The sequence below is a fragment of the Kluyvera georgiana ATCC 51603 genome (assembly GCF_001654985.1).
GTDB classification, from domain to species: domain Bacteria; phylum Pseudomonadota; class Gammaproteobacteria; order Enterobacterales; family Enterobacteriaceae; genus Kluyvera; species Kluyvera georgiana.
The window spans coordinates 18,721-40,982 of the sequence record NZ_LXEU01000066.1 but is presented as its reverse complement, the minus strand read 5'-3'; the positions used below and the strand labels follow the sequence as shown (position 1 = coordinate 40,982).

The following is a 22,262-nucleotide window of genomic DNA, read 5'->3' as shown; positions in this document are numbered from 1 at the left end:
GGTGTTAACTTATTGTTTTATTTATATCGTATTGCCGCTTAATCCGCTATTCCCATCATCGTTCCGGATAACTGTGAACCGCTGCCGATTTCCCGTCATGATTTTCTGGCATGATTCACATCCTTGTAAGCAACAGAAAACAAATACATTTAAATCTGTGTCTTAGATCGAAAAAAAGGATGCCTCTGATGATCAAGTTTAGCGCAACGCTTCTGGCCACGCTGATCGCCGCCAGCGTCAATGCGGCAACGGTGGACCTCCGAATCATGGAAACCACCGATCTTCATAGCAATATGATGGATTTTGATTACTACAAAGATACCGCCACCGAGAAGTTCGGCCTGGTCCGCACGGCGAGCCTGATTAACGCCGCTCGCGGCGAGGTGAAGAACAGCGTGCTGGTGGATAACGGCGACGTTATTCAGGGCAGCCCAATGGGTGACTACGCGGCAGCCAAAGGGCTGAAACAGGGCGATACGCACCCGGTGTATAAAGCCATGAACCTGCTCGACTACACGGTGGGCAACCTCGGCAACCACGAGTTCAACTACGGCCTGGATTATCTGCACAAAGCGCTGGCAGGTGCGAAGTTCCCCTACATTAACGCCAATATCATCGACGTTAAGACCCAAAAACCGATGTTTACTCCGTATCTGATCAAAGAAACGGAAGTGGTCGATAAAGACGGCAGCAAACACACGCTGAAAATTGGCTATATCGGCTTTGTACCGCCGCAGATCATGACCTGGGATAAGGCCAATCTCAGCGGCAAAGTCACCGTTAACGACATCACCGAAACCGCCCGCAAGTACGTGCCGGAAATGCGCGCCAACGGTGCGGACGTGGTGGTGGTGATTGCCCACTCCGGCCTCTCTGCCGATCCCTACCAGGCGATGGCGGAAAACTCGGTCTACTACTTAAGCCAGGTCCCGGGCGTTGACGCCATTATGTTCGGCCACGCCCACGCGGTGTTCCCGAGCAAAGACTTCGCCACCATTAAAGGCGCGGATATCGCCAAGGGTACCCTCAACGGCGTTCCAGCAGTGATGCCGGGCATGTGGGGCGATCACCTGGGCGTGGTCGATCTGGTGCTGAACAATGACAGCGGTAAATGGCAGGTCACCTCGGCACAGGCGCAGGCGCGCCCGATTTACGATGCGGCGGCGAAGAAATCGCTGGCGGCAGAAGACAGGAAGCTGGTCGATGCGCTGAAAGCCGACCACGATGCGACGCGTGAATTCGTCAGCAAGCCGATCGGGAAATCCTCCGACAACATGTACAGCTACCTGTCGCTGGTGCAGGACGACCCAACCGTCCAGGTAGTTAACATGGCGCAGAAGGCCTACGTTGAACACTATATTCAGGGCGATCCGGATCTGGCGAAGCTGCCGGTGCTGTCTGCCGCCGCACCGTTTAAAGTGGGTGGACGTAAGAACGATCCGGCCAGCTATGTCGAAGTGGAAAAAGGCCAGTTAACCTTCCGTAACGCCGCCGATCTTTATCTCTATCCGAACACCCTGGTGGTCGTCAAAGCCAGCGGCAAAGAGGTGAAAGAGTGGCTGGAGTGTTCTGCCGGGCAGTTCAACCAGATCGATCCACACAGCAGCAAGCCGCAGTCTCTGATCAACTGGGACGGCTTCCGCACCTATAACTTCGACGTAATTGACGGTGTGAACTATCAGGTTGATGTGACTCAGCCAGCACGTTACGACGGTGAATGTCAGGTCGTTAATCCGAAGGCCGAGCGTATTAAGCATCTGACCTTCAACGGCAAGCCGATTGATCCAAACGCCACGTTCCTTGTCGCCACCAACAACTACCGCGCCTACGGCGGTAAGTTCGCAGGCACGGGTGACAGCCACATTGCCTTCGCCTCGCCGGATGAAAACCGCTCGGTGCTGGCGGCCTGGATTGGCGCCGAGTCGAAGAAAGCCGGCGAAATCCACCCGGCGGCGGACAACAACTGGCGTTTAGCGCCGATTCACAGCGACACCAAACTGGATATTCGCTTTGAAACCTCGCCGTCAGAAAAAGCGGCAGCGTTTATTAAAGAGAAAGCGCAGTATCCGATGAAGCAGGTGGCGACCGATGATATTGGCTTCGCGATTTATCAGCTGGATTTGAGCAAGTAAACAACGTGCCGACACAGGCGTTTTACGCCTGTGTCGGGCTCTGTTGCGCCATCACCATCGGCAAGTTCACCTCAATCCAGTCCGCCAGCGCCGCCACCTTTTCGCTCACCTCTTCTCCCAACGGGGTCAGGCTATACTCTACATGCGGCGGCACCACCGGGTAGGAAACGCGGTTAATAAAGCCGTCTTGCTCAAGCGCCTGCAGCGACTGGGCGAGCATTTTTTCACTCACGCCGCCCATTTTACGCCGCAGGTCGCTGAATCGGTGCGTGCCCTCGCGCAGCGCCACCAGAATCAGTACGCCCCAGCGACTGGTCACATGTTTGAGTACGTCTCGCGAGGGGCAGCGCTCGGCAAATAAATTGCCGTTACGCATCTTTTGCGTCAGCGTCGGATTATTTTCTTTCATACTTACCTTTCTGTACGTACTTACTAAAAGTTAGCTATGGTGTTAGCTTACCACAACACCCTACGAACACGAAGGAGAATACCCATGATCGCGATTACCGGAGCCACCGGCCAGCTTGGCCAGCATGTTTTTGCTAACCTGCTCAACACCACTGCCGCTAACCAACTCGTTGCCGTTGTCCGTAACCCGGCAAAAGCCGAAGCGCTAAGCCAGAAAGGCGTCGTTATTCGTCAGGCCGACTACGGCGACGAAGCGGCGTTAACCAAAGCCCTACAGAGTGTCGATAAGCTGCTGATTATCTCCTCCAGCGAAGTCGGCCAGCGTGCGCCGCAGCACCGCAATATCATCAACGCCGCGAAAGCCGCAGGCGTAAAATTCATCGCCTATACCAGCCTGCTGCACGCCGACACTTCTCCGCTGGGGCTGGCCGACGAGCACGTCGCCACGGAAAAAATGCTGGCCGACTCCGGCATTCCTTTCGCGCTGCTGCGCAACGGCTGGTATACCGAAAACTATCTGGCAAGCGCACCTGCCGCGCTGGAACACGGTGTGTTTATCGGGGCTGCCGGTGAAGGCAAAATAGCCTCCGCGACCCGCGCCGATTACGCCGCTGCCGCCGCGCGCGTGATAGCCGAAGACGGTCATGCCGGGAAGGTATATGAACTGGCGGGCGACCACGGCTGGACGCTGAGTGAACTGGCCGCGGAACTGGCAAAACAGAGCGGTAAGAACGTGGTTTACCAGAACCTGAGCCAGGCGGATTTTGCCGCCGCGCTGAAAAGCGTTGGCCTGCCTGCCGGACTGGCTGACATGCTCGCAGACTCGGACATCGGCGCCTCGAAAGGCGGCCTGTTTGACGACAGCCATACGCTCAGCAAGCTGATCGGTCGCCCGAGCACGTCCCTTGCCGAGAGCGTAAAAGGTATCCTGTAAGCGTTAAGAATACGTTAAATGGGGTAGCGCCTCGGCGGGTCATCTCTGATAATGAAGGAATGACCCAGAGGGAGAAGTGACGTGCAAGGCGTACCGGAACAGTTCAACGACGAGAAAGACAGCGCGCGCTTTCGCCATCTGGCGCAGCTGCCGGGCGTAGAGCTGTACCATGCCCATATTTCACGTTACGCCTTTGAACCCCATACCCACGAAGCGTTTGGTATCGGCGTGATTGAAGCCGGGGCCGAACGCTTTCGTTATCGTGGTACCCAGCACGTCGCGCCCACTCACTCTATCGTCACCATGAATCCGGACGAGCTACATACCGGCGAAGCGGAAACCGCCGACGGCTGGCGTTACCGGATGATTTATCTCGACCCCAGTCTGCTTGAGCGCGTCACCGGCATTCGCCACTGGTGGTTTGCCGACGCCACACGCCACGACCCGCAGCGATCGCTGCAAATCGGTCGTCAGATCCATGCGCTGTGGCACACCGACGATCCGCTAGCGCAGAAAGGACTGCTGCTGGATTTAATCGACACCTTCCAGCCGCTCGCCTGTCACGCGCCGGTTCTGGCCGAAGGGGCGCACCGCTTTGCCCACGTCCGCGACTATCTGTACGACAACTATATGCATCCGATCACGCTCGATGAGCTGGCGAACGTCGCGGCGCTCAGCCCGTGGCACTTTCAGCGTCAGTTTAAGTCCCACTTCCACGTCACGCCGCACCAGATGCTGATGGCGGTGCGCCTGTGGCGCGCCAAAGAGTTTCTCACCCGTGGCATGCCTGCTGCCGAAGTGGCCGCGGCCACCGGTCTGACCGACCAGTCGCATCTCACCCGCGCCTTTACCCAGCGCTATGGCATTACACCCGTGCGTTATCAAAAACAGGTCATCCGTCGCTAATCAGCAATCTCGTACAATACTGAACCCATTTCCCCTCCTACACTTTGCGCATGTTTAACCGAAGTGGATGTCACGATGATAAGCGGTGTGCTGTATGCCCTGTTAGCGGGTTTGATGTGGGGGCTGATTTTTGTGGGGCCGCTTATCGTGCCGGATTATCCGGCGGTATTGCAGTCGATGGGGCGCTATCTGGCGCTGGGGCTAATCGCCCTGCCGCTGGCCTGGCTGGGCCGCGCACGTCTGCGCCAGCTCACTCGCAAAGACTGGTGGACGGCGCTAGGGCTCACCATGATGGGCAATCTGATTTATTACTTCTGCCTGGCCAGCGCGATTCAACGCACCGGTGCACCCGTTTCCACGATGATCATCGGCACATTGCCGGTGGTGATACCGGTATTCGCCAACCTGCTTTATAGCCAGCGCGACGGCAAGCTTTCGTGGCTACGGCTGATGCCCGCGCTGGTACTGATCGGTCTTGGGCTGCTGTGCGTCAACGTCGCCGAGCTGCATCAGGGGCTACCGAACTTTAGCGGCTGGCGCTACGGCTCCGGCATTGCGCTGGCGAGTATTTCGGTGGTGTGCTGGGCGTGGTATGCGCTACGTAACGCCCGCTGGCTGCGAGAAAATCCGCACCAGCCGCCGTTAATGTGGGCGACCGCACAGGCGCTGGTGACGTTGCCGGTTTCCATCGTGGGCTATATCGCGGCCTGCGCATGGCTAAATACGCAGACGCCCGATTTCTCACTGCCTTTCGGCCCACGTCCGGCAGTCTTTATTGGCCTGATGATGGCTATCGCCGTGCTGTGCTCGTGGGTCGGCGCGCTCTGCTGGAACGTGGCGAGCCAGCGGCTACCAACGGTGATCCTCGGGCCATTGATTGTCTTTGAAACGCTGGCGGGGCTGCTGTACACCTTCCTGTTGCGCCAGGAGATGCCGCCAATATTGACGCTAAGCGGTATTACCCTGCTGGTTATCGGCGTGGTGATTGCGGTGCGCTCGAAACCGCAGAAACCGGCGGTGGTGCCGGTTTCTGGGGATGCCTGATGGCGCTGCCTACAAGGACGGCACGATCTCATGTGGGCCGGATAAGGCGTTCACGCCGCCATCCGGCAAGGCGCTCGCTGTGACCTAAAAGGTTTCCCAGTTCGCTTCGCTCAGCGGCGTAGATTTTGCCGCCGGAGCGAAAGCTTTCTTCACCGGTGCGGGCTGGCGCTGCTGCTGGCGGCTGATTTTAAACACGGCCACCGTCTGGTTCAGGCGTGCGGCCTGCTCTTCCAGCGCCGCGGCCGCGCTGGCCGACTCTTCCACCAGCGAGGCGTTCTGCTGCGTGACGCGGTCCATCTCGGCAACCGCCTGACCCACCTGATCAATACCGCGACTTTGTTCGTCAGAGGCCGAGGCTATTTCGCCCATGATGTCGCTGACGCGGGTCACCGCGTTGACGATCTCTGCCATGGTCTCTCCGGCTTCGTGTACCAGCGCCGAACCGGCGCTGACGCGGTTGCCCGAGTCATCAATCAGCGCTTTAATCTCTTTTGCCGCCTGGGCGCTGCGCTGCGCCAGCGTACGCACTTCCCCGGCGACCACCGCAAAACCGCGTCCCTGCTCGCCCGCCCGCGCGGCTTCCACCGCGGCGTTCAGCGCCAGAATGTTGGTCTGGAAGGCAATACCGTCGATCACGTTGGTGATCTGGGCAATTTTGCTGGAACTGGCGGCGATCTCATCCATCGTGCGCACCACGCCATCCACAACATTGCCGCCCTTCTGTGCCGTTTCCGACGCGTTGTGCGCCAACTGCGTCGCCTGACGGGCGTTGTCGGCGTTTTGCTTCACCGTTGCGGTGAGCTGCTCCATACTGGCTGCCGTCTCCTCCAGCGATGCCGCCTGCTGCTCGGTGCGCGAAGAGAGATCGTTGCTGCCGGCAGAGATTTCGCCCGCGCCGGTGTAGATGGTATCCGCGCCTTCACGCACCACGCCCACCGTCTGCGCCAGCGACTGCTGCATCTCGTTGACGTTACGCGCCAGCAGCGCCATTTCGTTGCTGCCGTCGGTATTAATGTCGCGGGTCAAATCACCTTCAGCAATATGGCGAATGTGCGCCATCACGCTATGCAATGGCCTGAGCAGGACGCGCTGCATCGCCATCCAGCTCACCACAATCACCGCCACAACCAGCAGCATGATTGCGCCGAGCGTCCACAGAATACGTACATAGTCGCTTTCATTTTGTTTGATGCCGGCATTCGTCAACGACGCCTGCGCCGCGCGCCAGTCTTGATAGACGGCCTGCATGGCCCGCTGCTTCTGTTCGGCGTTCTGTTTAAACATCTCCTCCAGTTTGCCTTCCGCCAGCAGCTCATTCATGCGCGCCAGCGTGGCGGAATAGATGCCGTACTGTTTCTCCAGGCTGTCCGACAGATGACTATCCAGCCCCGGCGTTTCCGGCAGCGCGTAATATTTGTCGTAATGATGTTTTGCTTCAGCCAGCAGATTATTCGCCGTATCGACCAGCGTTTTCAGCTCGCCGCCGTTGACGCTGCTCGCCATCGTCCCCTGCAGACGCAGCATGCCGCGGTTAAGCGTCACGCGCGCCTGGTTAAGGCTAATCCATGCGTCGGTAAACTCGGCCACGTTCTGGCTGGAAAGCTGAGAGACGGTAAAGTTCTGCTTATCGTTATTCAGCGCGCGTACAAATACACCGGCTGAAATCATCTGCATCGCGCCCAGCGCGACCAGAACAACAATCAGTACGGTGATTACTTTTATTCTTTTAAACATCATTTGCCTTTTTGTGCAGGTGATCTGAAGTCTCACTATCGGCAGCGCGGCGGGCTTATTTAATCGATTCAGGTCTTACCAGCGCTATTCTCAATAAGATTCAGCACGTTAAAGGGCAATAATTTTTTGTGACACTCATCACTTAAAATCCCCTCCCCATAAAGGGGTATATCATCGCCTTAAAGATGCATTTAAAATACATCTTATATTATTGATGACGAGGTAACTGCTATGGCCTTTCGCGACCAACCTTTAGGCGAGCTGGCGCTCTCCATCCCACGCGCATCCGCGCTGTTCCGTAAATATGATATGGATTACTGCTGCGGCGGTAAGCAGACGCTTGGCCGTGCGGCCCATCGCAAAGAGCTGGACGTTGCCGTGATTGAAGCCGAGCTGGCAAAACTGGCAGAAGAGCCGGTGGAAAAAGACTGGCGCGCCGCGCCGTTGGCCGAAATCATCGACCACATTGTGGTGCGTTATCACGACCGTCACCGTGAGCAGCTGCCGGAGCTGATTCTGCAGGCAACCAAAGTTGAACGCGTGCACGCCGACAAGCCGAACGTACCGAAAGGGCTGGCGAAATACCTGACCATGCTGCACCAGGAGCTTTCCAGCCACATGATGAAAGAGGAGCAGATTCTGTTCCCGATGATCAAACAGGGAATGGGTAGCCAGGCAATCGGGCCGATTAGCGTAATGGAAAGCGAGCACGATGAAGCGGGCGAACTGCTGGAAGTGATTAAGCACACCACCCAGAACGTCACCATCCCACCGGAAGCCTGCACCACCTGGAAGGCGATGTACAACGGCATCAACGCGCTGATTGACGATCTGATGGAGCACATCAGCCTCGAGAATAACGTGCTGTTCCCGCGCGCGCTCAAAGGCGAATAACGTTATCCCACGCCTCTCCATTCGGGAGGCGTTTTTTGACTACAGCAGACCTTTCTGGCGGAAGGTTTCTCGCGTTGCCACATTAAGATCCATGCCCGCTAACGCTTCGGGTTTCACCCAGGCGATCGCCTGAAATTCTTCATTAAACGTCACATCACGATTGGCGCTCACGCAGTCGAAGATGAGATAAATCATATAGATCTGTTCGATGGTACCGTCGGCGTAGGTTTTCACCCGCACATCGTCACGGAAGGCCCACGGCTTCACGTCGGTAATCTCCAGCGCATCGCCCAGCTCTTCGCGGATTTCGCGACGCAGCGCTTCTTCCATGGTTTCGCCCGCCTCCATGCCGCCACCGGATAGCGCCCACTGGCCTGGAAAAACGCCGCGATCGTCGGCCATTTTGCACAGCAGGTACTCGCCCTGGTTTTGAATCACCGGGCAAACAATCGTTCTCTGACGCATTTTATCTCCATATGCTTTTTGGTTATGGCGGGGAAATTAGCACGTTGAGAAAAGGGGGGCTACGAGATGGGGCGCAAAAACGAAGAAAGCGCCACGATGGGCGCTTTAGGTTTCGAGCTCAGTTCTGCCGGGTGGCGCTGCGCTTACCCGGCCTACAACGGCTGCGCTCGTAGGCCCGATAAGCGAAGCGCCATCGGGCAATACGGATTACTTAGCCAGCTTGTTCTTACGCAGGAACATCCACCCCAGGCCCAGCACGATGAACCAAATCGGCGTCACCATCAGCGCTTCACGGGTATCGGTTTCCAGCGTCAGCAGGACCAGAACAAAGGCAAAGAACGCCATGCACACCCAGCACATCACTTTGCCCAGCGGCATTTTGTAGATGGATTTTTCATGCAGCTGCGGACGCTGCTTACGGTACACCAGGTAGGAGCACAGAATAATCGTCCAGACGAACATGAACAGAATCGCCGATACGGTGGTGATCATGGTGAAAGCCGCGATCACGCTTGGGTTGACCATCAGCATCACCACGCCGCCCAGCAGGCAGATACAGGAGAAGGTCAGCCCTTTCGCCGGTACCGCACGTTTGGAAAGCTTGGCGAACAGGCTCGGCGCTACGCCGTCCTGCGCCAGACCGAACAGCATACGGCTGGTGGAGAACACGCCGCTGTTGGCGGAAGACGTCGCTGAGGTCAGCACCACGAAGTTGATAATGCTCGCCGCAGCCGGCAGGCCGACCAGCATGAATAGCTCAACGAACGGGCTCTTATCCGGCACGACGGAGCTCCACGGCGTCACGGACATAATCACGATCAGCGCGAAGACATAGAACATGATGATACGAATTGGAATCGAGTTGATCGCGCGCGGCAGCGATTTCTCAGGATCTTTGGTTTCTGCGGCGGTGGTGCCCACCAGCTCAATACCCACGAACGCAAACACCGCTATCTGGAAGCCAGCAAAGAAGCCGCTAATGCCTTTCGGGAACCAGCCGCCGTCGTTCCACAGATGCGCGAACGACGCTTCTACGCCGGTTGGCGAGGTAAAGTGCGTCAGTACCATCACCAGGCCGACGATAATCAGCGCGACGATGGCGACGATTTTGATCATCGCAAACCAGAACTCCATCTCACCAAACATCTTCACGGTGGCGAGGTTGAGGCCCAGCAGCAGCAGGACCACCGCCAGCGAGGCGACCCAGTCAGACAACCCGGGGAACCAGAATTGGGCATAGGCGGTGATTGCAACGACGTCCGCCATCCCGGTGACAACCCAACAGAACCAGTAGGTCCAGCCGGTGAAATAACCCGCCCACGGGCCGAGCAGGTCGGCCGCGAAGTCGCTGAACGACTTGTATTCGAGATTGGAGAGCAGCAGTTCCCCCATAGCGCGCATGACGAAGAACAGCATAAAACCGATGATCATATAAACGAAGATGATCGACGGCCCAGCGAGACTGATTGTTTTTCCCGATCCCATAAACAGCCCGGTACCGATGGCGCCGCCAATCGCAATCAGCTGAATATGTCGGTTAGTAAGGTTTCGCCGTAGCGACTGTTCAGCCGGCTCCAGCTCTGAAGCAGCAGCGACTTTGATCTGATCAACCATGTGATTTTCTTCCTGTTGTTTCTGTCTGTGTTGTGCGGGCTCTACTGGCCCTTTATGTCGTTATGCAAAACGATCCTGGTTATAGGATGTCTCGATATTAGGTAAGAATCGGAGGGATGAATACTATGATTTAAATATAATGTTAATTTTATGTTTAAAGTGAGTGTTATATCACCTCACCTATGGGAAACAGCTCACAAAAATACACGCAACAGCGGCATTTGCAAGATTAAATCCCAGGATATATCAAACTTAAGGATTTTATATCCCCTCCCCGAATGGAGAGAGGATAAATGCCAGAATTACAGAATTTCCAGCAACTCAACTTCAAAGACCAGGGTGCTGAACGGAGGGATAGAAGCCCCCGCGCCGCGCTCGCCGTAGGCCAGGCTGTGAGGGATAGTCAGTTCCCATTTGGAGCCAACCGGCATCAGGGTCAGCGCTTCGATCCAGCCAGCGATAACGCCGTTAACCGGGAATTCAGCCGGTTCGCCGCGTGCCACGGAGCTGTCGAAGACGGTGCCGTCGATCAGTTTACCGGTGTAGTGTACGCGAACGTGATCGGTACGCGCCGGGATTGCCCCCTCGCCCTGAGTCAGTACGCGGAACTGCAGACCGGATTCGGTGCTGTTTACGCCTTCTTTCTCACGGTTTTCTTCCAGGTATTTCACGCCATCTTCCGCCATCGCAGCAAAACGCTCGCGACGCACCGCATCGGCACGTTCGTGGATTTCACGCAGCGCGCGATGAACAACGTCTACCGGCACGGCAGGCTGCTTGCCTTCCAGCGCATCGGCGATACCGGCAACCAGCGCTTCCGGCAGTAAACCCTGCAAACCGGACTCGCTCAGCTGCTGTCCAACCTGCAGGCCGATGCCGTAGCTTGCCTGTGCTTCAATGGTGTCAAAAGTCGGGGTGGCCATCGTCTTTCCTTTCTTCGGGTATAAAGTAGCGGGCAGCATAGCAGCCACGCCGCACAGGGTAAAACTTTGTGTCAGGAAAGATGACAAATTACCGGGAAAAAGAAACAATAAGTTTTGCCTATAGGATATGATGAAAGTGCGCTTTGCCACGTTCATCAGGCAGTTAGCCATCTATACTGGATAGCATCGATACGGAGCAGGAGGAGAGCCATGCCCGGGAGATTTGAAATTAAACCTTTGCTGGTGAAAATCTGGCATGCGCCGGACGATCTTCGCATCCTGGACCCGCTGCCGCCTGCCCACCGTCGCGGCGTGATTGTTGCTGGACTGGCTATTATCATCGGCTTCCTGCTGCCTTCCGCTGACGACGCTCCGGCGACGCCGGTCAGCCGTACCGCACAGCTCGACTTCCAGTCGCAATCACAGCCGCAGCCAGACACGCAGCCTTTGCATGCCCAACTGGTGACGCCGTCTAACGATCTCGACCAGGTCGCTCCGGTTGCGCCAGAGCCGGTGCAGGAAGAGCAGCCAGGTGAACAGGAGCAGGCCCCGGTCTCGCGTACTCAGCCGTACCAGGAAAGCCGCAGCAGCAGTACCGAATGGCGAACCTATCAGGTTGAGGCGGGAAAAACCCTGGCGCAACTGTTCCGCGACAACAATCTGCCGCCGACCGACGTTTACGCGATGGCGCAGGTGGAGGGGGCAGGCAAACCGCTCAGCAACCTCAAGAACGGACAAAAGGTACAGATTCGTAAGAACGCCAACGGCGTGGTAACCGGGCTGACTATTGAATCCGATAACGGGCAGGTGCTGTTTACCCGCCAGGCGGACGGCAGCTTTATTCGCGCCCGCTAGCCGTGCAGAGTGCCGGATGGCGGCGTCACCTTATCCGGCCTGCAAAACCGTGACGTTTGCCTGATAAGCGCAGCGCTATCAGGCATTACCGCTTAACCTTGTTCACCCACCAAATCCCCGAACACACCAGCACCAGCGCAATCGCATATTTCCATTCGAGAATATTTTCCCCGAGGAAAATTGCCGATAGCACCGACCCCGATACCGGAATCAGGAAGTTAAACGGCGCGATCATCCCCACGCGGTTGTACTTAAGCAGGATACTCCACAGCGCAAAGGCTACCGAGGAGAGCAGCGTCAGGTAGCCGAGAATCGCCACCGAGGAGAGACCGTGGAAGGTCAGCGTGCCGCCGCTCAGGTAGCCGCCAATCACCAGCGCCAGGCCGCCAATCGCCAGCTGATAGCCGGTCATTACCGTCGGGTCGACCGTCTGGGAAATGCGCTTACCGTACAGCGATGCCGCCGACAGGATAAACGCCGCCAGCACCACCGAACCATCGCCCAGCAGGCTAAAGCTGAAGTCCATCAGGCCGCTGTTGAAGTTCACCACCATCACCCCGGCAAAACCGAGAATACAGCCCAGCGTCTTGTTATAGCTGAGCTTATCGTTCTGGTAGATGAAGTGCGCCAGCAGCACGCTGAAGAAGGTCCCGGTGGCGTTCATAATCGACCCTTTCACCCCGGTGGTGAAGGCCAGACCGATGTAGAAGAAGATGTACTGTAACGAGGTCTGCGTCAGCCCCAGCAGCGTGAGCTGGCCAAACTGGCGCGGGCTTAAACGTGCGACAGGCTTACGCTGCGCCATCGCCAGCAGCAACAGCAGCATCCCGGCAAACAGGAAGCGGTAGCCGGCAAAGACGATTTTAGTCGGGATATCGTCGGCGGCAATCTGGAAAATTTCGTATCCGCTCTTGATAGCCGGATAAGCGCTGCCCCACAGCAGACAGCAGAAAGCGGCACAGAGGTAGACAACGTTCTTGCGGGAAAATAGCGGATGCTGGCGGAGAGTGTCCATTCTTTCACCAAAAAATTAAAATATTGTTTTAATTTTTTGATTATCGCGAAAAGGATGAAAAATAGCCAGTTGAAAAGTGGTGGCTCAGAAAGGCAAAACGCCGGCACGAGGCCGGCGTCTTGTTGTTATCAAAACGTGGGTTGCAGATTACTCAGCAACAACGTTGATGATAACTTTAGCGAACACTTCGCTGTGAACCTGGAAGTCCACTTCATGCTCACCAGTGGTACGCAGAACGCCGTTCGGCAGACGAACTTCGCTCTTAGCAACTTTAACGCCAGCTGCAGTAACAGCGTCAGCGATGTCGCGAGTACCGATGGAACCGAACAGTTTACCTTCGTCGCCAGCTTTAGACGCGATGGTTACGGATTCCAGTGCGTTGATCTGCGCAGCACGAGCTTCAGCAGCAGACAGAACGTCAGCCAGTTTGGCTTCCAGTTCAGCGCGGCGTGCTTCGAAGAATTCAACGTTTTTCTTGGTAGCAGGAACAGCTTTACCCTGCGGGACCAGGAAGTTACGAGCGTAGCCCGCTTTAACGTTAACCTGATCACCCAGGCTACCCAGGTTTGCTACTTTATCAAGCAGAATAACTTGCATTACCTTATCCTCTCAAAGTCGTATTAATGGACCGTGACCGATTACTGATGACGATCAGTGTACGGCAGCAGGGACAGGTAGCGAGCGCGTTTGATAGCGCGTGCCAGCTGACGCTGATATTTTGCACGGGTACCGGTGATACGGCTCGGGACAATCTTACCGCTTTCGGTGATGTAGTTTTTCAGCGTAGCGATATCTTTATAGTCGATCTCTTGAACGCCTTCCGCGGTGAAACGGCAGAACTTGCGACGACGGAAATAACGTGCCATATGGCTAGTCTCCAGAATCTATCAATTCAATCTGCTCGGCATGCAGTACCATTTTGCTCAGACCATTCTTTGCTTTGTGGCAACAGATAAAGCCCTGCACGGTGACTGCGCTACCGACCGTTATACTGTGAGTAATGGCCTGGTTTTCCTGCCCGCTGATTATTACAGGCATTTGGCACCACGCCTGCCGGTGAAACCCGGCTTCCTCCTGCACAGAACGATGCTCAAGCACGAACTGGCAATGAGGAATTCCTGATGGACTGACCTTTCGAAGGGGCATCCTGCACACGGTGCCGGATAACACCAGACGGTTGGTCATCAGAAATTACTCTTCAGAATCCCCAGCTTCAGCATCATCTGCGGTTTCGTTAGCGAAATCATCGCGACGTTCACGACGCTCGTCTTTCGCTTTAACCATCGGAGATGCTTCAGTAACAGCGTGTTTAGTACGCATAACCATGCTGCGGATAACGGCATCGTTGAAGCGGAAGGTAGTTTCCAGCTCATCGATCACTTCCTGCGGCGCTTCAACGTTCAGCAGAACGTAGTGAGCTTTGTGCAGTTTGTTGATCGGGTAAGCCAGCTGACGGCGGCCCCAGTCTTCCAGACGGTGGATCTTGCCTTCTGCACCAGTGATGGCAGCAGAGTAACGCTCGATCATACCCGGAACCTGTTCGCTCTGGTCAGGATGGACCATAAAAACGATTTCGTAATGACGCATCGAATTGCTCCTTACGGATTATTCAGCCTCCTGTCTGGGTCAGCCGCGGCCCATGGAGGCAAGGAACGTGTTAAAGGGCGGCTGAAAAATTGACGCGTCATAATACTTGCCTCCCCCCTGAAACTCAAGCTAATTGCGCAAAAAGTTCGCACAAAGCGTGAAGTTGATCTAAGTAGATGATTTAAAATTGAACAGTAACGGATGATGCATTTTTTTGAACGACAGCATCAGAAATGGTCGCGATACATCCGCCAAAGAGTGATTACACTTAAATCAGAAGCCCACCACCACCACAGGAGAGCCGAGTAACCGTCAGGACCGTGAGTCAGGAGTCGAGTATGAAAAACATCATTATTGCCATTATCGCTACGCTACTGGTTAGCGCCAGCGCACAGGCCGCCATTAAGATCGATGGCCGTCAGGCGCGTAACATGGACGATGTTCACAGCCTGGGGGTTATCTATATCAATCATAATATCGCCACTGAGCAAGAGGCCGAGCAGGCGCTCAGTCAGGAGAGCGATGCTCAGGGAGCAAAATACTTCCAGCCTATCCTGGTGCATGAACCGGGTAGCGACGGTTTGATCCACGCCAGCGCCGCGCTGTATCGCTAACGGCGATAATTTGCCCATCACCGGAAAACAGGCCGACCCGGTGCTCCTCAAAAAGCTGGAGGATCAAGGCGTGCAGGTGATCCGCGTTTAAAGATGCTGGCGGAAAAACGCCACCGTGCTGTCCAGCGCCTCTGGCGTAATACGGTGGCGAACGCCCGCCTGCCAGAGGCAGGTGAGATGCGTATTCAGCCCGGCATCCCGCAACGCCTGCTGCAGGCGGAAGGTTTCTCCGGCTGGCACCACATCATCTTCTTCACCGTGCCACAGTAACAGTGGCCTGTCGGACAGGCGCGCCAGCTGATGGCCCACGTCCCATTTTGCCAGCGGAGCCATCAGGCGTTCCCGCTGCTGTGGCTGCGGTGGAAACAGCGTAGCGGAAAGCTCGGTGAAATAGCCCGAGCCCATCAGGCTGGCGACACACTTCAGTTCGGGATGATGCGTCATCAACCCCAGCGCGGTCATGCCCCCCATCGATGCGCCAGCCACCGCCAGCCGCCCTTCGCTCACCATTCCGCTTGCCAGCAGCGCGTCGCGCAGCGCCGGAAACTCGGTGAAATTCTGTAGCAAAATCTGCCAGAAATGCTGCAGTCGCTCGGCACCGTCGCCGTTAAAACGCTCGCCGTGTTCCGCGGCGTTGGGCATCACCACCCGAAAACCGCCCTGCGCCAGCGCTACGGCAAAATAGCTATAAACCAGGTTAGAAGAGGTAAATCCGTGATAAAACACGATAGTCGGCAGCGTCTTTTCCGCGCCACCTTTGGGCCAGGCATGCAGAACTTGCTGCCCTGCTAATGTGCGAGTTTCCAGTTCAATCATCGGGCCTCTCCTTTAGCTATGCTGATATAGCAGACGAAATGGATTCAATAATGTAACGACAATACCCCTGATTGATAACATTGAGAACCCGGTTACGGTTTCAGGTTATTTTCATTCGAAAATAGCGCTATGGTTAACAAATCAGGAACATTAACCCAAAAGGGAAATTTTTCCCCACTACACTATGGCTATCAGGAAACGGGAAATGACGATAAAACGGTTAATCCCACTGTTGTTGGCGCTCTCGCTGAGCGGTTGTACCCTGTTGGAAGGCTCGCCTGAAGCGCCGCCTCCGGCAACCGACCACCCGCAGGAGATTCGTCGCAACCAGACGGAAGGTTTGCAGCGCATGGGTACGGTTAGCGCGCTGATCTACGGCTCGCCGATGGACGTTGAAGAGACCATCAGGGCGAAAGCCACCGCGCAGAAAGCGGATTACTACGTGATCGTGATGATAGACGATACCGTCGTGCCCGGGCAGTGGTATTCGCAGGCAATCCTTTACCGTAAGTAACCTTGAGCAGCTTTACGTAGGTTTGCACCGTTTCACGTTTCCTTGATGCACAATGACGCCTCTGTCGGAGTACGGAACATGCGTCTGCTATGGACTGCCCTGGTGGGTTAAATGAAATGGAGCTGACGATGAAACAATCACTTACCTTATCTACCCTGCTTTTGTCAGGCGGCACGCACGCTGCTGCGGCGCAATCGGCAGAGTTCGCCAGCGCTGATTGTGTCACCGGGCTCAATGAGATCGGCCTGATTTCAGTGAACAATGTTGCCGGAAGTCTGGAAGACGTCGAACAGGTTATCGCCCGTAAAGCAGATGAACAGGGCGCCTCCTGGTATCGTATTGTTCAGATGTATGAAGAACCTCAGCAAGATAACTGGCGTGCACAGGCGATTATCTATGCCTGAGACCAGCCGCTAAAGGAAGAAGCGTTCATCTATCACGCTTCTTCCCCCCTTCATGTACTACCTTCCCCTGCCCGTCGCCCGATGTAATACTTCGCTTATCACCTGTTCAGGCAGCAGCACGCCGCCGCGCGGATCGAGCATCATCCGACACCAGGCCTGAGCCACAGGTGGAGATGCATAGCGCAGCATTTGCGCGCCTACCCCCAGCAAATAGAGTTGCCCGGTAATCTCACGGCCCTGAGCTTGTGACGGCTTGCGTAGCCGCTGCTGAAGCTGACGCCAGTGGCGATCGAAATGGCGATCCAGCCCTTTCACCTCCGCACACTCAGCCGCCAGCAGCGCAAGCGCATCCGGCTGTTTCATCAACACGCGCAGCACATCGAGACACATGATATTGCCGGAACCTTCCCAGATGCTGTTCACCGGCATCTCGCGATACAGGCGTGGTAGCTCGCTCTCTTCGCAGTAGCCTATCCCACCCAGCACCTCCATCGCCTCAGCCACGAACGGAATGCCCGCTTTGCAGATGGCGAACTTGGCGGCGGGCGTGAAGAGTCGCGCCCACAGCGCGTCGTGTGGCTGCTCCCAGGCGTTGGCCAGGCGGAACAGGAACGCCGTCTGCCCCTCGAGCTGGAGCGCCATCTTACCCAACACCTGACGCATCAGCGGCAGATCCACCAGGTTATGCCCGAACGCTTGCCTCTGGAAAGCATGATACAGCGCCACCGACAAGGCGCGGCGCATCAAACTGTGGCTGCCCAGCGCGCAGTCAAATCGCGTCAGGCCGCCCATTTTGAGGATCTGCCGAATCCCCTCGCCTTCTTCGCCCAACGCCCAACCGAGCGCCTGCTGAAACTCTGCTTCGCTGCTGGCATTCGCGCGGTTGCCCAGCTTGTCTTTCAACCGCTCAAGGCGAATGGCGTTACGCGTGCCATCAGGCAGCAGTCGCGGCACAAAGAAACAGGTCAGTCCGTCATTGGCCTGCGCCAGCACCAGATGGGCATCGCTCTGAGGTACCGAGAAAAACCATTTATGTCCGGTAAGTTGATAGCTGCCATCCTCCAGCCGCTCTGCACGCGTACTGTTACTCAGCACATCCGAACCACCCTGCTTTTCGGTCATCCCCATGCCAATCAGCAGACCCCGCTTTTGCACACCAGGCTGCTGATGCGGATCGTAGCGGTCGCTCAGCAACGGCGCGCGCCAGTCGGCAAACAGCGGCGGCAGTGCTTGTTGTAATAGCGGTGTGGCGGCGAAAGTCATGGTAATGGGGCATAACGTGCCGGCTTCCACCTGCGCATGCAGCATAAAGCGCGCGGCGCGAGCCACAAACGCGCCGCTGCGCGCGTCCTCTTCCCAGGGAAGGTTGTGCACTCGGTTGGCGCACAGCCCCTGCATCAACAGATGCCAGGCCGGGTGAAAACGCACGTCGTCCAACCGCTGCCCCTGGGGGTCGTAGCGTAAAAGTTCTGGGGGATGGGCGTTCGCCAGCCTGCCTAACTCTAAGGACTCGGCGGTACCCAGCTGCTGTCCGATACTCGCCAGCAGTTCGCTATCCCAACTGGCGCCGTGGCGAGTAATGGCGTCGCAAAGTGCGGTATCAGAAAGGAACAGGTTACTGTTATCTAAGGGAATAGGTTGATTGAAAACGGTGTGAGTTTGCCAGTGCATTGTGTCTCCCTCCGTCAATAGGCAACAGATTAATTATGGACGGTCAGGGACGATGCACAATAAAAAGCCACCCAAAAGGGTGGCCAGGATCAAACTGTAGAGGTTGCGCGTTAGCTGCGCTGGCGTACCGCTTCAAACAGGCAGATACCGGTCGCCACGGAGACGTTCAGCGAAGAGACGGTGCCCGCCATCGGGATGCTGATCAGCTCGTCGCAGTGCTCACGGGTCAGACGGCGCATACCTTCACCTTCCGCGCCCATCACCAGCGCCATCGAGCCGGTCATTTTGCTCTGGTACAGCGTGTGGGTCGCTTCACCGGCGGTGCCCACAATCCAGACGTTCTCTTCCTGCAGCATACGCATGGTACGCGCCAGGTTGGTCACGCGGATCAGCGGCACGCTTTCCGCCGCGCCGCAGGCCACTTTTTTCGCCGTCGCATTCAGCTGGGCGGAGCGATCTTTCGGTACGATCACCGCGTGCACGCCCGCCGCATCGGCGCTACGCAGGCAGGCGCCGAGGTTGTGCGGATCGGTTACGCCGTCGAGAATCAGCAGGAATGGGTTATCAAGCGTAGCGAGCAGATCCGGCAGATCGTTTTCCTGATACTGGCGACCCGGCTTCACGCGCGCAATGATCCCCTGGTGCACCGCACCTTCGCTTTTCTCATCAAGGTACTGACGGTTCGCCAGTTGAATCACCACCCCTTGCGCTTCCAGCGCGTGGATCAGCGGCATCAGACGTTTGTCGTCGCGACCTTTCAGAATAAAAACTTCCTGAAAACGTTCAGGCGCGCGCTCCAGCAGAGCCTGCACGGCGTGGATGCCGTAAATCATTTCACTCATTAAAAGTACTCGTTTGAGGCGGGAATGCGCCGGATTATATGGGCAATACCCATGTCGTTACGGCTATTATAACCGACAACGCCCGCAGAGCGAATGCTCCACGGGCGAACGCGGGATTATCTCACGCTATCAACGTGTTCGACCACGCGCCTCTCGCGGGAGGCGGTAAAAATCGCCGCCATCAGATTCATCACCCGCAGTACTTCGTCGTTTTTCACCATCGGCGCTTCGCCATCGAGGATCGCCTGCGCCACGTTGTTGTAGAAGCTGGTTTGTGGATGCAGCGGCGCAGGTAGCGGGTGCTCGGCGACGGCATTCTCATTGGGCGGTGCCATCGTTTTCGTCAGCCCGACCCCGGCCTGAATCGGCACGGGCTCCGGCGTCACGCTCTCGCGTATGCGCGTCACCACGCCGCCGCTGAGATCCCAGTCGGCAATCAGCGCGTTGCCTTCCGTTCCCTTCACATACCAGCGGGGTAACTTGATAAAGTTAGTGGTGCCCACTTCAATATGCGCCGTTAACCCGCTTTTAAACGCAACATGCGCGGTAAAACCATCATCGACCTCATGACCCAGCACATAGCTGAGGGAAGCATACACATGGTCAATCTCGCTATCGTCGAGCAACAGGAGCTGGTCGAGGAGGTGAACGCCCCAGTCCAGCAGCATACCGCCCCCCTGCGCCGGGCAGTGACGCCAGTCGCCCGGAATACCGTTTGCCCCCTGCACCCGCGACTCGACGTGAAAAATATCGCCGATGCGCTTTTCCTGCCACAGACGGCGCACGGTCAGGAAGTCTTCATCCCAACGGCGATTCTGGTGAACGATTAACATGCGGCCCATTTCGTCGGCCACCGCCATCATCGCTTTAAACTCGTCTACCGTCAGCGCCACCGGCTTTTCGCAAATGACGTGTTTACCGGCTTCCAGCGCGCGGATTGCCAGCGTTTTATGGACATCGTTTGGCGTGGCGATCAGCACGATCGCCACCTCCCGATCGGCCAGCAGTGCGGTAAAACTCGGATAGGCGACCAACCCGCTTTCACTCGCCAGCCGCAGGCGGCCATCGTCAATATCAAAGACACCCTTTACTCGTATGCGATCGCTGGCGTGGGCCAGATGCACGTGATACGCGCCCATCCCGCCATAGCCGACGATCGCCATCTGTAATCTATCGTTGCCCATACTTATACCCACCACATAGTGAGCGGCTGCTCGCGAATCAGGATTGATTGCAGGTTGGTCACCGCGCGCATAAAGCCTTCTTCCACCGACATCAGCGGATCTTCGTGTTCAATACTCACCACATAGTCATATCCCCAGGTACGCAGCGCGCTCATGATATCCGCCCACTGCTGGATACTGTGGCCATAGCCTACGGTACGGAAGTTCCAGGCGCGGGTACGGATCGCGCCATAAGGCTGCATATCCGTTAGCCCGTACATGTTGATATTGTCCTGATCCAACCAGGTGTCTTTGGCATGGAAATGGTGAATTGCTCCCTGTTCTCCGAGAATGCGGATGGCCGCCACCGGATCGATACCCTGCCACCACAGATGGCTGGGATCGAGGTTGGCGCCAATCGCATCGCAGGTTGCCTCACGCAGTTTCAGCAGGGTATAGGGCGTATGGCAGAGAAAGCCGCCGTGCAGCTCAATACCTATTTTCACCCCGTGCGCCTGCGCCAGCTGGCCTATCTCCCGCCAGTAAGGGATCAGCTTGGTCTCCCACTGCCAGGTTTTAATATCGCTGTACACCGTGGGCCAGGCCACCACCGGCCAGTTTGGCGCAGTGGCCTGATCATCGTTGCCCGCCGTGCCGGAAAAGGTATTCACCACGGGCACACCTAACAGCGCCGCCAGCTTGATGGTTTTACGCAGCAAACTATCCGCCGCTTCGCGCTCGGCTTTAACCGGTGAAATAGGATTATCGTGACAGCTCAGGGCGCTAATCACGATCCCGCGTGACGCGAACTGCGCGAGATAGGATGCCCGACTCGCTTCGCTGGCCAGCAGTTCATCAATCGGGCAGTGATGATTTCCCGGGCAGCCGCCGGTGCCAATTTCAACTGCATCCAGGCCCGCCTGCTGAACTTTATCCAGCATCGCCTCAAGAGAAAGATCGGCAAAGAGTGGAGTAAACACGCCAAGTTTCATTTGACCGCTCCTGTAATTGGATAAATATTTTTTTCATTACCATAAACGGGATAGCTATTTCCACGCGGCGCACAGTAGGTTACGCCGTTGCATATAATCGTCTGTATATGAGGATGGTAATAGGTAGGGTAGCTTTCATGACCCGGTTGAAAATAAAATATCCGGCCATTTCCTCGTTTATAGGTAATGCCGCTACGGAAAACATTACCGCCGGCAAACCAACTTAAAAGCAGCGTTTCATCAGGCGCTGGAATATCAAAATGCTCGCCGTACATTTCTTCTTTTTCCAGCATAAAGCTTTCGGGAATGCCTTTTACAATATCATGCGTAGGATCGATAACGAAAATACGTTCCTGCTCTTTGGCTTCACGCCATTTAAGATCGCAGCTGGTTCCCATTAGCTTCTTAAATATTTTCGACATATGCCCGGAGTGCAGCACAATCAATCCCATGCCTTTCAGCACCCGCTGCTGAATGCGTTCCACTACGCTATCGGCAACCTCGTGATGGGCGATATGCCCCCACCAGATTAAAACATCCGTTTCATTCAGCACCGCTTGGGTTAAACCATGCTCCGGTTCATCCAGCGTGGCCGTTCGGGTGATAAACCCCGCCGTTTGCAGGAAAGAGGCGATTTGCCCGTGAATCCCCTGCGGATATACAGCGGCGATGGCCGGGTCCTGCTGCTCATGGCGATGCTCATTCCATACCGTAACGCGAATCATCAGATTATCC

The 22,262-nt window shown here is 56.3% G+C and carries 25 protein-coding genes and 1 pseudogene; 10 read left to right on the top strand and 16 right to left on the bottom strand.

The features are described from left to right. The first annotated feature begins 188 nt into the window (after positions 1-188). Positions 189-2,132, top strand: coding sequence for a 2',3'-cyclic-nucleotide 2'-phosphodiesterase (gene cpdB, locus M989_RS16165; protein ID WP_157093561.1), 1,944 nt, complete (start codon positions 189-191; stop codon positions 2,130-2,132). 22 nt (positions 2,133-2,154) lie between these two features. Here the strand turns inward: cpdB and M989_RS16160 are convergent, their stop codons facing one another. After that, on the bottom strand, positions 2,155-2,541 hold the full coding sequence (locus M989_RS16160; RefSeq protein ID WP_064546910.1) for a winged helix-turn-helix transcriptional regulator: 387 nt from the start codon (positions 2,539-2,541) through the stop codon (positions 2,155-2,157). 84 nt (positions 2,542-2,625) lie between these two features. Between M989_RS16160 and M989_RS16155 the strand changes: the two genes are divergently transcribed. From M989_RS16155 to M989_RS16145, 3 genes are all read left to right on the top strand, one after another. Then, positions 2,626-3,474 (top strand): SDR family oxidoreductase, encoded by an 849-nt coding sequence (locus M989_RS16155; protein ID WP_064546908.1) that lies wholly within the window; start codon positions 2,626-2,628, stop codon positions 3,472-3,474. 81 nt (positions 3,475-3,555) lie between these two features. Continuing rightward, a complete protein-coding gene (locus M989_RS16150) occupies positions 3,556-4,380 on the top strand; it encodes an AraC family transcriptional regulator (RefSeq protein ID WP_064546906.1) in 825 nt (274 codons plus the stop codon). A gap of 75 nt (positions 4,381-4,455) precedes the next feature. Further along, on the top strand, positions 4,456-5,424 hold the full coding sequence (locus M989_RS16145; RefSeq protein WP_064546904.1) for a DMT family transporter: 969 nt from the start codon (positions 4,456-4,458) through the stop codon (positions 5,422-5,424). An 84-nt stretch (positions 5,425-5,508) separates the two neighbouring features. On the opposite strand, the gene M989_RS16140 is transcribed toward M989_RS16145, so the two are convergent. Then, entirely contained in the window at positions 5,509-7,158 is a 1,650-nt protein-coding gene (locus M989_RS16140; protein ID WP_064546902.1) for a methyl-accepting chemotaxis protein, read from the bottom strand. 231 nt (positions 7,159-7,389) lie between these two features. Between M989_RS16140 and ytfE the strand changes: the two genes are divergently transcribed. Next, a complete protein-coding gene (ytfE, locus tag M989_RS16135) occupies positions 7,390-8,052 on the top strand; it encodes an iron-sulfur cluster repair protein YtfE (RefSeq protein WP_064546900.1) in 663 nt (220 codons plus the stop codon). A gap of 39 nt (positions 8,053-8,091) precedes the next feature. Here ytfE and nudI read toward each other — a convergent pair whose 3' ends face one another. From nudI to bamJ, 3 genes are all read right to left on the bottom strand, one after another. Next, positions 8,092-8,517 carry a nucleoside triphosphatase NudI gene (gene nudI, locus M989_RS16130; protein WP_064546899.1) on the bottom strand — a complete coding sequence of 142 codons (426 nt, stop codon included), beginning with the start codon at positions 8,515-8,517 and terminating at the stop codon, positions 8,092-8,094. Between the two features lie 207 nt (positions 8,518-8,724). Next, complete coding sequence (cycA, locus tag M989_RS16125; RefSeq protein WP_064546897.1) at positions 8,725-10,131, bottom strand: D-serine/D-alanine/glycine transporter; 1,407 nt, start codon at positions 10,129-10,131, stop codon at positions 8,725-8,727. Between the two features lie 302 nt (positions 10,132-10,433). After that, positions 10,434-11,054 (bottom strand): BamJ family beta-barrel-assembly machinery protein, encoded by a 621-nt coding sequence (gene bamJ / locus M989_RS16120; RefSeq protein WP_035893271.1) that lies wholly within the window; start codon positions 11,052-11,054, stop codon positions 10,434-10,436. A 210-nt stretch (positions 11,055-11,264) separates the two neighbouring features. Between bamJ and M989_RS16115 the strand changes: the two genes are divergently transcribed. Next, positions 11,265-11,909, top strand: a complete 645-nt coding sequence (locus M989_RS16115) for an OapA family protein (protein ID WP_064546894.1) — start codon at positions 11,265-11,267, stop codon at positions 11,907-11,909. A gap of 85 nt (positions 11,910-11,994) precedes the next feature. Here the strand turns inward: M989_RS16115 and M989_RS16110 are convergent, their stop codons facing one another. The 5 genes from M989_RS16110 to rpsF all read right to left on the bottom strand — a co-directional run bounded on the left by M989_RS16110 (position 11,995) and on the right by rpsF (position 14,511). Then, entirely contained in the window at positions 11,995-12,924 is a 930-nt protein-coding gene (locus tag M989_RS16110; protein ID WP_064546892.1) for a DMT family transporter, read from the bottom strand. 147 nt (positions 12,925-13,071) lie between these two features. After that, positions 13,072-13,521, bottom strand: a complete 450-nt coding sequence (rplI, locus tag M989_RS16105; RefSeq protein WP_064546889.1) for a 50S ribosomal protein L9 — start codon at positions 13,519-13,521, stop codon at positions 13,072-13,074. Positions 13,522-13,562: 41 nt separating this feature from the next. Next, positions 13,563-13,790, bottom strand: a complete 228-nt coding sequence (gene rpsR / locus M989_RS16100) for a 30S ribosomal protein S18 (protein ID WP_000135199.1) — start codon at positions 13,788-13,790, stop codon at positions 13,563-13,565. Between the two features lie 4 nt (positions 13,791-13,794). Then, positions 13,795-14,109, bottom strand: a complete 315-nt coding sequence (gene priB, locus M989_RS16095; RefSeq protein WP_064546888.1) for a primosomal replication protein N — start codon at positions 14,107-14,109, stop codon at positions 13,795-13,797. Positions 14,110-14,115: 6 nt separating this feature from the next. Further along, entirely contained in the window at positions 14,116-14,511 is a 396-nt protein-coding gene (gene rpsF, locus M989_RS16090; RefSeq protein WP_042321529.1) for a 30S ribosomal protein S6, read from the bottom strand. Between the two features lie 338 nt (positions 14,512-14,849). Between rpsF and M989_RS16085 the strand changes: the two genes are divergently transcribed. Beyond that, positions 14,850-15,125: a YdgH/BhsA/McbA family protein gene (locus M989_RS16085; RefSeq protein ID WP_064546886.1), complete on the top strand. Its 276-nt coding sequence runs from the start codon at positions 14,850-14,852 to the stop codon at positions 15,123-15,125. 7 nt (positions 15,126-15,132) lie between these two features. Further along, a pseudogene (locus M989_RS25620) lies at positions 15,133-15,216 on the top strand (HTH-type transcriptional regulator UlaR); the annotation flags it as partial. Here the strand turns inward: M989_RS25620 and yjfP are convergent. Then, positions 15,213-15,941 (bottom strand): esterase, encoded by a 729-nt coding sequence (yjfP, locus tag M989_RS16080; RefSeq protein ID WP_064546884.1) that lies wholly within the window; start codon positions 15,939-15,941, stop codon positions 15,213-15,215. The pseudogene M989_RS25620 and the gene yjfP sit on opposite strands and share 4 nt — an antisense overlap. Positions 15,942-16,146: 205 nt before the next feature. Between yjfP and bsmA the strand changes: the two genes are divergently transcribed. Together bsmA and yjfN are read left to right on the top strand one after the other, a co-directional pair. Continuing rightward, the gene (bsmA, locus tag M989_RS16075; protein WP_064546881.1) at positions 16,147-16,455 is read left to right on the top strand and encodes a biofilm peroxide resistance protein BsmA; all 309 of its coding nucleotides are present in this window, start codon (positions 16,147-16,149) and stop codon (positions 16,453-16,455) included. A gap of 116 nt (positions 16,456-16,571) precedes the next feature. Next, positions 16,572-16,859 carry a DUF1471 family protease activator YjfN gene (gene yjfN / locus M989_RS16070; protein WP_074398809.1) on the top strand — a complete coding sequence of 96 codons (288 nt, stop codon included), beginning with the start codon at positions 16,572-16,574 and terminating at the stop codon, positions 16,857-16,859. A 57-nt stretch (positions 16,860-16,916) separates the two neighbouring features. On the opposite strand, the gene M989_RS16065 is transcribed toward yjfN, so the two are convergent. The 5 genes from M989_RS16065 to M989_RS16045 form a co-directional block, all read right to left on the bottom strand. Next, on the bottom strand, positions 16,917-18,530 hold the full coding sequence (locus tag M989_RS16065) for an isovaleryl-CoA dehydrogenase (protein WP_064546877.1): 1,614 nt from the start codon (positions 18,528-18,530) through the stop codon (positions 16,917-16,919). A 110-nt stretch (positions 18,531-18,640) separates the two neighbouring features. After that, the gene (gene rlmB, locus M989_RS16060; protein ID WP_064546875.1) at positions 18,641-19,372 is read right to left on the bottom strand and encodes a 23S rRNA (guanosine(2251)-2'-O)-methyltransferase RlmB; all 732 of its coding nucleotides are present in this window, start codon (positions 19,370-19,372) and stop codon (positions 18,641-18,643) included. A gap of 116 nt (positions 19,373-19,488) precedes the next feature. Next, complete coding sequence (locus tag M989_RS16055; RefSeq protein WP_064546873.1) at positions 19,489-20,556, bottom strand: Gfo/Idh/MocA family protein; 1,068 nt, start codon at positions 20,554-20,556, stop codon at positions 19,489-19,491. Between the two features lie 2 nt (positions 20,557-20,558). Then, positions 20,559-21,527 (bottom strand): sugar phosphate isomerase/epimerase family protein, encoded by a 969-nt coding sequence (locus tag M989_RS16050; RefSeq protein WP_064546872.1) that lies wholly within the window; start codon positions 21,525-21,527, stop codon positions 20,559-20,561. After that, positions 21,524-22,252: a ThuA domain-containing protein gene (locus M989_RS16045; protein WP_064546870.1), complete on the bottom strand. Its 729-nt coding sequence runs from the start codon at positions 22,250-22,252 to the stop codon at positions 21,524-21,526. The genes M989_RS16050 and M989_RS16045 overlap by 4 nt, the downstream gene beginning before the upstream one ends. Positions 22,253-22,262: the final 10 nt, after the last annotated feature.

Coding starts and splice junctions, on each gene's coding strand:
- M989_RS16140 (WP_064546902.1), bottom strand. CDS start 7,158: ATGTTTAAAAGAATAAAAGTAATCACCGTACTGATTGTTGTTCTGGTC.
- M989_RS16055 (WP_064546873.1), bottom strand. CDS start 20,556: ATGGGCAACGATAGATTACAGATGGCGATCGTCGGCTATGGCGGGATG.
- rplI (WP_064546889.1), bottom strand. CDS start 13,521: ATGCAAGTTATTCTGCTTGATAAAGTAGCAAACCTGGGTAGCCTGGGT.
- rpsF (WP_042321529.1), bottom strand. CDS start 14,511: ATGCGTCATTACGAAATCGTTTTTATGGTCCATCCTGACCAGAGCGAA.
- M989_RS16155 (WP_064546908.1), top strand. CDS start 2,626: ATGATCGCGATTACCGGAGCCACCGGCCAGCTTGGCCAGCATGTTTTT.
- cycA (WP_064546897.1), bottom strand. CDS start 10,131: ATGGTTGATCAGATCAAAGTCGCTGCTGCTTCAGAGCTGGAGCCGGCT.
- bsmA (WP_064546881.1), top strand. CDS start 16,147: ATGACGATAAAACGGTTAATCCCACTGTTGTTGGCGCTCTCGCTGAGC.
- M989_RS16065 (WP_064546877.1), bottom strand. CDS start 18,530: ATGCACTGGCAAACTCACACCGTTTTCAATCAACCTATTCCCTTAGAT.
- M989_RS16045 (WP_064546870.1), bottom strand. CDS start 22,252: ATGATTCGCGTTACGGTATGGAATGAGCATCGCCATGAGCAGCAGGAC.
- rlmB (WP_064546875.1), bottom strand. CDS start 19,372: ATGAGTGAAATGATTTACGGCATCCACGCCGTGCAGGCTCTGCTGGAG.
- M989_RS16115 (WP_064546894.1), top strand. CDS start 11,265: ATGCCCGGGAGATTTGAAATTAAACCTTTGCTGGTGAAAATCTGGCAT.
- nudI (WP_064546899.1), bottom strand. CDS start 8,517: ATGCGTCAGAGAACGATTGTTTGCCCGGTGATTCAAAACCAGGGCGAG.
- M989_RS16145 (WP_064546904.1), top strand. CDS start 4,456: ATGATAAGCGGTGTGCTGTATGCCCTGTTAGCGGGTTTGATGTGGGGG.
- cpdB (WP_157093561.1), top strand. CDS start 189: ATGATCAAGTTTAGCGCAACGCTTCTGGCCACGCTGATCGCCGCCAGC.
- priB (WP_064546888.1), bottom strand. CDS start 14,109: ATGACCAACCGTCTGGTGTTATCCGGCACCGTGTGCAGGATGCCCCTT.
- M989_RS16110 (WP_064546892.1), bottom strand. CDS start 12,924: ATGGACACTCTCCGCCAGCATCCGCTATTTTCCCGCAAGAACGTTGTC.
- yjfP (WP_064546884.1), bottom strand. CDS start 15,941: ATGATTGAACTGGAAACTCGCACATTAGCAGGGCAGCAAGTTCTGCAT.
- bamJ (WP_035893271.1), bottom strand. CDS start 11,054: ATGGCCACCCCGACTTTTGACACCATTGAAGCACAGGCAAGCTACGGC.
- M989_RS16050 (WP_064546872.1), bottom strand. CDS start 21,527: ATGAAACTTGGCGTGTTTACTCCACTCTTTGCCGATCTTTCTCTTGAG.
- yjfN (WP_074398809.1), top strand. CDS start 16,572: ATGGAGCTGACGATGAAACAATCACTTACCTTATCTACCCTGCTTTTG.
- M989_RS16085 (WP_064546886.1), top strand. CDS start 14,850: ATGAAAAACATCATTATTGCCATTATCGCTACGCTACTGGTTAGCGCC.
- rpsR (WP_000135199.1), bottom strand. CDS start 13,790: ATGGCACGTTATTTCCGTCGTCGCAAGTTCTGCCGTTTCACCGCGGAA.
- M989_RS16160 (WP_064546910.1), bottom strand. CDS start 2,541: ATGAAAGAAAATAATCCGACGCTGACGCAAAAGATGCGTAACGGCAAT.
- ytfE (WP_064546900.1), top strand. CDS start 7,390: ATGGCCTTTCGCGACCAACCTTTAGGCGAGCTGGCGCTCTCCATCCCA.